Source organism: Streptomyces sp. WM6378 (assembly GCF_001279695.1).
In the GTDB taxonomy this organism is placed as follows: Bacteria; Actinomycetota; Actinomycetes; order Streptomycetales; family Streptomycetaceae; genus Streptomyces.
The window spans coordinates 1-7,758 of record NZ_LGDD01000062.1 but is presented as its reverse complement, the minus strand read 5'-3'; the positions used below and the strand labels follow the sequence as shown (position 1 = coordinate 7,758).

5 protein-coding genes and 2 pseudogenes are annotated in these 7,758 nt (G+C 69.9%); 2 read left to right on the top strand and 5 right to left on the bottom strand.

Going from position 1 to position 7,758, the window contains the following annotated elements:
• The coding region (locus ADK54_RS08785) for a helix-turn-helix transcriptional regulator (protein ID WP_053724987.1) at positions 1–905 on the bottom strand (905 nt) is incomplete at its 3' end.
• Between the two features lie 110 nt (positions 906–1,015).
• On the opposite strand from ADK54_RS08785, the gene ADK54_RS08780 reads away from it, so the two are divergent.
• Both ADK54_RS08780 and ADK54_RS08775 read left to right on the top strand, forming a co-directional pair.
• On the top strand, positions 1,016–1,798 hold the full coding sequence (locus ADK54_RS08780; RefSeq protein ID WP_053724986.1) for a VOC family protein: 783 nt from the start codon (positions 1,016–1,018) through the stop codon (positions 1,796–1,798).
• A 345-nt stretch (positions 1,799–2,143) separates the two neighbouring features.
• A complete protein-coding gene (locus ADK54_RS08775; protein WP_053724985.1) occupies positions 2,144–2,506 on the top strand; it encodes an MmcQ/YjbR family DNA-binding protein in 363 nt (120 codons plus the stop codon).
• 583 nt (positions 2,507–3,089) lie between these two features.
• Here the strand turns inward: ADK54_RS08775 and ADK54_RS08765 are convergent.
• The 4 genes and pseudogenes from ADK54_RS08765 to ADK54_RS43115 form a co-directional block, all read right to left on the bottom strand.
• Positions 3,090–3,578 (bottom strand): annotated as a pseudogene (locus ADK54_RS08765) (transposase); the annotation flags it as partial.
• A gap of 126 nt (positions 3,579–3,704) precedes the next feature.
• Positions 3,705–4,844 (bottom strand): hypothetical protein, encoded by a 1,140-nt coding sequence (locus ADK54_RS08760; RefSeq protein WP_053724982.1) that lies wholly within the window; start codon positions 4,842–4,844, stop codon positions 3,705–3,707.
• 128 nt (positions 4,845–4,972) lie between these two features.
• Positions 4,973–6,049 carry a hypothetical protein gene (locus ADK54_RS08755; protein WP_053724981.1) on the bottom strand — a complete coding sequence of 359 codons (1,077 nt, stop codon included), beginning with the start codon at positions 6,047–6,049 and terminating at the stop codon, positions 4,973–4,975.
• A gap of 1,577 nt (positions 6,050–7,626) precedes the next feature.
• Positions 7,627–7,758 (bottom strand): annotated as a pseudogene (locus tag ADK54_RS43115) (IS5/IS1182 family transposase); the annotation flags it as partial.

Genomic DNA, 7,758 nt, shown 5'->3' with positions numbered 1-7,758 from the left:
GGGCTTCCTCGGAAGGTGCTGCCGGGGCCGGGGTCGAGGTCGAAGAGTTGGAGGGCGATGCGGCGGGGGGCGTCGGCGGCCAGTTCGACGGTGCTGGTGCGCGCGCCGACGCTCCGTACGCGCTCGGGCAGGATCTGGGTGCGCTGCAGGACGGTGGCGGCGCCGGCGGGGACGGTGACGCTCAGGGTGTAGCGGGCGGGGGCGGCGGCGACGCGGGCGGCGAGGAAGGCGACGGGGTCGCCGGCGGGCAGCTCGCGGGGGGTGACACGGCGGCCGGTGGGAGCGGGCTCGGTGAGCCGGTCCACGCGGAAGGTGCGCCAGTCGGTGCGCTGGGTGTCGTAGGCGATCAGGTACCAGCGGGAGCCCGCGACGACCAGGCTGTGCGGCTCGACGCGCCGCGGTGTTGTGCCGCTGCTCCTGGACGCGTAGGTGAAGGTGACGATCTCGTGGTCGCGGCAGGCCGCGGCCAGGGTGGCCAGCGCGGAAGGGTCGGCTCCCGGTCCTTGGTCCCAGGGGACGGGGACGGTGGCGGCGTGGATCGCGGCGACCTGGTGGCGCAGCCTGGCGGGCAGCACCTGCTCCAGTTTGGCCAGGGCGCGCACCGCGCTCTCGGCGATGCCGCTCACGCCACTGGTGGCGGTGCGCAGGGCGGTGGCGATGGCGACGGCCTCCTCGTCGTCGAGGAGCAGCGGCGGCAGGTCGGCTCCGGCGGCCAGGCGGTAGCCGCCGGTGCGGCCGGTGGTGCTCTCGACCGGGTAGCCGAGCACGCGCAGGCGGTCGATGTCGCGGCGGACGGTGCGCAGGGTGACGCCGAGGCGGTCGGCGAGTTCGCCGCCACTCCAGGCGCGGCGGGTCTGCAGCAGGGACAGCAGGCGCAGCATGCGGGCGGGCAGGTCCTGACTCATGGCTTCCAGGCTGCCAGGAAAGGGTGACACCAGCTGTCCTAAAGGGCTCCTACGGTGGGGCAGGCCGGGAGAAACCCCTTCTTCTCCCGCTCCTCTGAAAGGAAAGCGCCATGGAATTGTCCTGCCTCGACATGATCTCCGGGTTCGAGATCGACACCGCTGACGCCCGGAGCGTGAAGGACTTCTACGGCCCGCTGCTGGGCTGGACCTTCGCCACCGAACCCGGCTCCGGCGCCGACGGCCCCACCGGGATCCGGATCACCGCCCCGGGTGCCAGCGCCCCGATGGGCCTCATCCGGCAGCACGCCGCCGGCGGCAAGGAAGCCACCAGCCTGCGCGTCTTCTGCGGTGACGTGGCCGCCGATGCGGCACGGCTGGAGAAGCTGGGCGCCACCGTGGTAGCCCCGGCCGCCCCGGACAGCGGCCAGGCCGTTCGCGCCCGCGTGACCGACCCCCGGGGTAACGTCCTCACGCTCGTCTCGCGCACCGGTGCACCGGAGGCGGAGCAGGGCGGGGGCCGGCCTCAGCCGGGCGCGTTCGCCAGCTTCGAGATCGGCACCACCGACGCCGCAGCGACGCGGGCCTTCTACGCCCAGGCGTTCGGCTGGCGCTTCGAACAGGACCAGGGCTCGGTGAGCACGCCGTACTACAGCATCTTCACCGGCCCGGTCCCCACCGGCGGCATGCACGACTACAGCGCGGTCACCGACGGCGCCGAGTTCGCCATGCCCACCTTCCTGGCCACCGACGTGCCCACCGACGTCTCCCGGGCCCTCTCCCTCGGCGGAACGGTCGAGTACGGCCCCGAAGCCACCGCCTACGGCCTGGTCTTCGCCCGTCTGACCGACCCGCACGGCAACCGCTTCGGCCTGTTCACCATGCCGCAGGACTGAGAAGGCACAGACCGTGAGATCGCTTCGGGCCAGGGAGATTCTGACGACGTCCGGGGCCCGTTGTCCGGCCCGGGGCTGCGATGAGGACCACCTGGGGCAACGGGCCGGCGGGCACCCGTAACGGCGTGCGGCCGCTTGTCCCTGCCCACGAAAGGTGCGCAGCACCACGAGCCACTCCGGCCCGGACCGAACCACGCATGCTCCGGCGAAGAACTCGCGCCGCCCGGCAGCCCCGCCCCGCCCGTCCGGGCTCCGCCCGCAGGTGCACCTGGCCGTGTCCCGGCGGGCGGCCTGCCCGATCGCCCCCCCTGGTGATCGCCACCCCTGATGAAGGACAGCACCCGAATGAATCCCGACGATGTCGCGGCCTACGCCCTGGACCTGCCCGAGGTCAGCGAGGAAGAGCCATGGGGCCCGCACCGGCCCGTCTACAAGACCCGCGGCAAGATCTTCGCCACCCTGGCAGCAGCCAACACCTCCCAGCCCGACCGACTGAGCGTGAAGTGCGCATCCGCCCTCGCCCTGCACCTGTACGAGCAGTACCCCGCAGTACGCCCCGGATACGGATACCAGGGCCCCCGCTGGCACTGGATCACCATCCACCTCGACGGCACCGTACCGGACGACGAACTCGCCGAAATGATCAGCCACTCCTGGCAGTGCGTAGTGGACGGCCTGCCCGGCCGGACCGCACATCACCGGCCCTGACCAGGCTGGGCCGGACACCCGTTTCTCTGCCCGGCCACGGCAAAGGGCGGCCCAAGAACAGCAAAGCCGCCCACCCCTTCACCCGCATGGCCTACACCTGCGTGCCGACGCGGTGAACTGACGCGCCCATGGGAGAGGCGCCCTTGCCTCCTACGGTCTCTGGCGCCAGCCCCGCTCCCCCGCAGAGCCTTGGAGCCTCCATGCAGCGCATCGCGTCGATAGCCGCAACAGCCCCATCCTGGGCACCACAGCACTCCTGAACAGCGCCGCCACCGCCCACGCGGCCCTCCAAGCCGCCCGCGAACCCTGCGTGGATTGCGAGGAGCAATGCGGCCATATCCCCCTGTCTTGGCTCACCGACGCGTGCAGCACCGACAACGGTTGATACATCAACGCATGTGGCGGGACTGCCATACTCCTTGTCGCGCCGGACACCTCCAAGATCGCCCCCCCCCGCACCCGCACCCTCTTCGCTGCCCAGGACCTTCGCGAAGACAACGAAACGCATGTCCGACAACGAGAAGCGTCGTTGCCAGCCCGTCGGCAGCGCCACTGCCCAGCCGACGGCTCCTTCTCGTGCGGTGATCTCGTCGTTGACCGCATCGGTCACCTTGGAGATGAGGTCCGGCGAGACGTCGGTGCCGTACATCTTCGCCAGGTAGGACTGCATGTCGCGCACGGACATGCCGCGGGCGTAGAGCGCCAGGACCTGCTCGTCGAAGCCCTACAGGCGCCGGGCGTTCTTCGGAACGATCTGCGGCTCGAAGGCGCCGGTGCGGTCCCGGGGCACCTCGACCTCGACCGGTCCGACGTCGGTCAGGACGGTCTTCGCGGCCGTGCCGTTGCGACTGTTCCCCGAGCCGCGGCCGGCCGGATCGCCCTTCTCATAGCCAAGGTGTTCACTCATCTCGGCCTGCAGGGCCCGCTCGAACAGAGCCTTCGACAACTGCTGCAGCAGCCCGCCCTCCCCGGCCAGCGGGGCACCGGTGGCGTCAGCCGAATCCATCGACTGCGCGAGCACAGCCTCGACCTGCTCCGGCGGGAGCTGCCCGTCAACGGCGGCCTCGGATATCTCAGTCTCAGTCACGCGATCCTGCCTCTCCGACCCGGCGAGGCCACCCGGCCCCGCCAGAGTCATCAGATCACGGACTTACACGATCTTCCGGACACGCCCTTACCAGGGCAATATCGAGGAGTGTCATCCCTCTTGGTGCTCGGGGTGCAGGTTCAGGCAGAGCGCCCAGACGTCGGAGTAGGTGTTCGGCGAGGGTGATCCCCCGATGTGGACCGCGGCTGTCCAGTCCGCGGCCGTGGTGGTCCCGTCACTGACCGGCTTGCCGTCGGAGTCGCTGGGGAAGCTTCCGATGAGGTGGGTTCCGCCCGATCCTGCCTTGGTGAAATCCGTCGTCGTCACGTTGCCTCCGCTGGCGGCGGCGCCTCCACTGACCAGGATCCCCGCGTCGTGCCGCTGCCCGTTGCGGTCCTGCCTGTTGTGCTCTTCCTCGTTGTCTGCGCAGCCGACTGTCGCCGTCCGGCTCGTACCTGCCGTGGTGGGGCCGCTCAGCTCACGGAAGTGGACGTTCGTGCTGATGCTGTTGAGGCGGATGCGGTCTGCGCTGCAGATCGCGTAGGCGTAGGTCGTGTTGCCGCTGTCGCGTCCGCCGCCGATTCCCCCGACGGCCGTCCAGGAGTTGGGGTTGGTCTCTCCGTCCGCTGCGGCTTTCTGGCCGAAGTCGTGAGCGGTGTCGTTGAACGTGGGGAAACTGGCGATCGGCTTGAGGCTGCCGACGCTGGCGGGGGTGGTCCGGGCGCCGCCACCGAGCAGGACCGTACCGGTCGGGCAGGTGGCCACGACGAGCTTCGCCGTCTGCCCGGCACTGGGTCCGGCGATCTTGTTCATGACGACCTGGGTGTGCTTGATCCGATGACTCGAAAGACACACTGCGTAAGGAGTGGTGGAGAAAGCGGGGCTGGAGTTGCTCCCGCTTCCGCCGAACGCGAGCCAGTGCTTCGCGTCGGTGCCGACGACGCCGGTTGCGTCGGTGTATTCGGTGAGGCCGTCGGCGCTGGGCGCGATGCCCATCACGTGGTTGCCGTTCCCCTGCCGGTCGTCACCGGTCGTCTGGTCGATCCCGCCGCCCGAAACGAGACCGTCGCCGCAGTCCGCATGGGACGAGACACCCGTGAAGGGGGTTGCGGGGCCCATGGTGGCTCCGGGGGACGTCACGGTGACGTTGATGGGATCGGCGTAGGCGGTTCCCGGCATCGCCACGGCGACCACGGCGCCCAGGATCAGCGTCTTCCCCAGGGAGGGCCGCCGCAGGAATTTGTTCTTCATCGGATGCTGCCTTTCTGATGTCAACGCGGCGAACGGACCTGGCCTGGCAGGGTCGTTCGGAGCCGGCGTTGTGTGACGGTTATCCGCGGGCGGGCGGCGGCCCGGCAGTGCTCGGTGGCGCCGGTGATTCAGACGCCGTCGTTGGCGCACAGCGCCCAGACGTCGGAATGGGTGCTCGCCGCCCCGGTGCCCCCGCTGTGGGTGAAGGCCGTCCAGGACGCCGCCGTGGTGGTCCCGTCGCTGACGGGGTTGCCGCTGGAATCGCTGGGGAAGCTTCCGTTGAGGTGGTCGCCGGCTGAGCCCGGTCCGGTGAAGTCGGTGGTGGTCACGCCGCCTCCGCTGACGGCGGCGCCTCCGCTGACGAGCTTCCCGTCCCCTGAGCCGCAGGTGACTGTCGTGTTCAGGCCCGTGCTGCCCGTGGTCGGGCCGGCCACCTCGCTGTAGCGGGCCTTCACGGTGACACCGCTGACGCCGATGCCGTTCCCGCTGCAGACCGCATAGGCGTACGTCTCGTTACTGGCGTTCGTGCTGTTGTCCCACCCAACGGCACTCCAGGAGTCGGGGTTGGTCTCTCCGTCCGCTGCGGCTTTCTGGCCGAAGTCGTGAGCGGTGTTGTTGAAGGTGGGGAAACTGGCGATCGCCTTGAAGTTGCCGGTATTGCCCGGTGTGACCAGGGCGCCGCCACCGAGCAGGACCGTGCTGGCCGGGCAGGTCGCCGTCACCAGGCCCACCGACCCCGCGGTGGTGGGCGCGTTGACCTTGTTCATGACGATCTGGGTGTGGTTGATCAGGTTGCTGGTGAGGCACATCGCGTAGGGAGTGGTGGAGAAGGCGGAGTTGACCTGGCCTCCGCTTCCGCCCTTCGCGATCCAGTACGCCACGTCGGTGCCGACGACCCCGGTTGAGCCGGTGTATTCGGTCGCACCGTCGGGGCTGGGCTCGGTGCCCAGCACGTGGTTACCGTTCGACCCCGCACCCGTGCCGGTGACCTGCCCGATCCCGCCGCCGGAAAGGAGACCGCTGGCGCAGTGGGCGCTCGCTGAGATCGAGGAGTCGATGGTTGCGGGTCCCAGCGTGGCCCCGGGGGTCTTCACGGTCACGGTCACAGAGTTGGCGTAAGCGGCCCCCGGCACCACCAGAACCAGCAGAACGCCTACGACCAGCGCCTTTCCCGCGGCTAGCCGCCGCACCGACTTCTGCTCCATCGCATTCTCCTTATTCTCGGTTTGAACGCGGCTCAGGTGACATGGCCGCGTGCAAAGAAGGCACTGATTGCTTCCGCCTCGCCGCCGAGCGCGGTCCCGTCCGCGCTCGGCCGCCACGAAACCGTCGAGAGTGGTGCCGTCGCATCGCTCGACGCGGAAGGCCTGACAGGGAAAAGCCGCACAGTTGTCGCCCGGACCGTGGAAGCCGGGTAGACACTCGCCACCACCACCGGGCGGAGCAGGCGTCACAGCCGCCGACCTTGCGCCCGCCCTTGACTCCGGCTCAGCAACACGGACGCATCCGCGCAGGCGTTGCCCAGGTCCCGGGGATCCGGCTGGTCCGGGTCCGCTGACCATCAGGAGTGCAGGGAGGACCTTCCGGCCGAGGGAGCCGGGCGGGCAGCCGCACAAGGTCTGGGGCCCCGGGGAGCCGCACGATCAATCCGCTTGAGGAGGTCCCGGTTTGTTCTTGCGCCTCTCCGTCCGCTGAGGAAACCGACGGGCGTCATCGGCACGTGCTGCCAGCGAGCCGGGCAGCACGCCGGCCGGGCTCGCCCCAACGCACGCTGCCGGTGCCGGACTCGTCCAGGTACGCAGATCCATGCCAGCTCCTCAGTGTTCGGTGGCCTGGGGCGGGGTTGATTGAAGCAGCGACCTGAGCGCGCGGACTACAGGTGCGGGGCACAAGACAAGAGGCCCTGAGCGAGGAACCATTGGTGTATCAACCAGTTCGCCACGCGCCGTACAGGCCTCCACCGGACACGCTGCCGTGAGGGCCGTAACGGCACGCTCTCCGCCCCCGGCCCCGGCAGCCAACGGCGGCGGGAAGACGGCCGTGAAGGCATCTGCGGTCCTCCAGCGGGCGTAGCAGCTCCCCGGGCCCAGTACATCGCCCGCGCAGGCCGCCACCACGTCCCCCGCGGCCACACAGAACACGTCGCGATCGAGGGCTAGACCTCGCCGGTGGTCGTGAAACTCGGCGTATGGATCACCAACACCAAATCAAGGCGGGACAAGCTCGCTCTGGAGCAGTCGGAGGCGCTGCGGGAGCTGGGCATCGAGTGGGCGTGACACGGCATACGGCCGGTCGTTGAACCCGATTCAGGCGAAGTACACGAAGGCCCCGGGCGGCATCGCCCGGGGCCTTCGTGCTGCCGCTTGGCCGGCGGCGGGGCATCGGCCTGCAACGTGAGGTGCAACACGAATACCGTGCTCCCTCGGTCCGGGGAAACGTCGCAGGCCAGGAGGGGGGCGCGGTGGTGTTTCACCGGTACGGGCGGCTCTGTGGTTACCCCGAGGTGGGTGGTCGGCCGTCGTGCTGTGCGGGAGTGGGTGGTCCTCGGCGGGGCCATCGGCCCGTGATGGCCGAGGCCACGAAGAAGAGGGCTCCGACCGGGTAGGCCCAGGAGGCGGGGAGGGTGGGGGCGAGAAGGAAAAGGGCCGCGCCCAGGCCGGCGAGAGCGGCCTTGAGGAGCGCGAAACGGGCGCCTGGACCGGGTGCGATGGTTCCTCCTGGTGTTCCTGCCGGGAGCGGGGAGGTCGCCTGCATAGGGCGGCCCGCCCCGCGCGGACGGGTTGGTGCTGCAGCGGAGCTTGTGCAGTAGGCGCCAGCTCTTCAAGACGGCCATGGCTTGTTCGCCGACGCAGCGGATCTTGGCGTGGGTGGTGTTGTGGCGCCGCTTCCATCTCTTGAGTCGACGCCCTCGGAA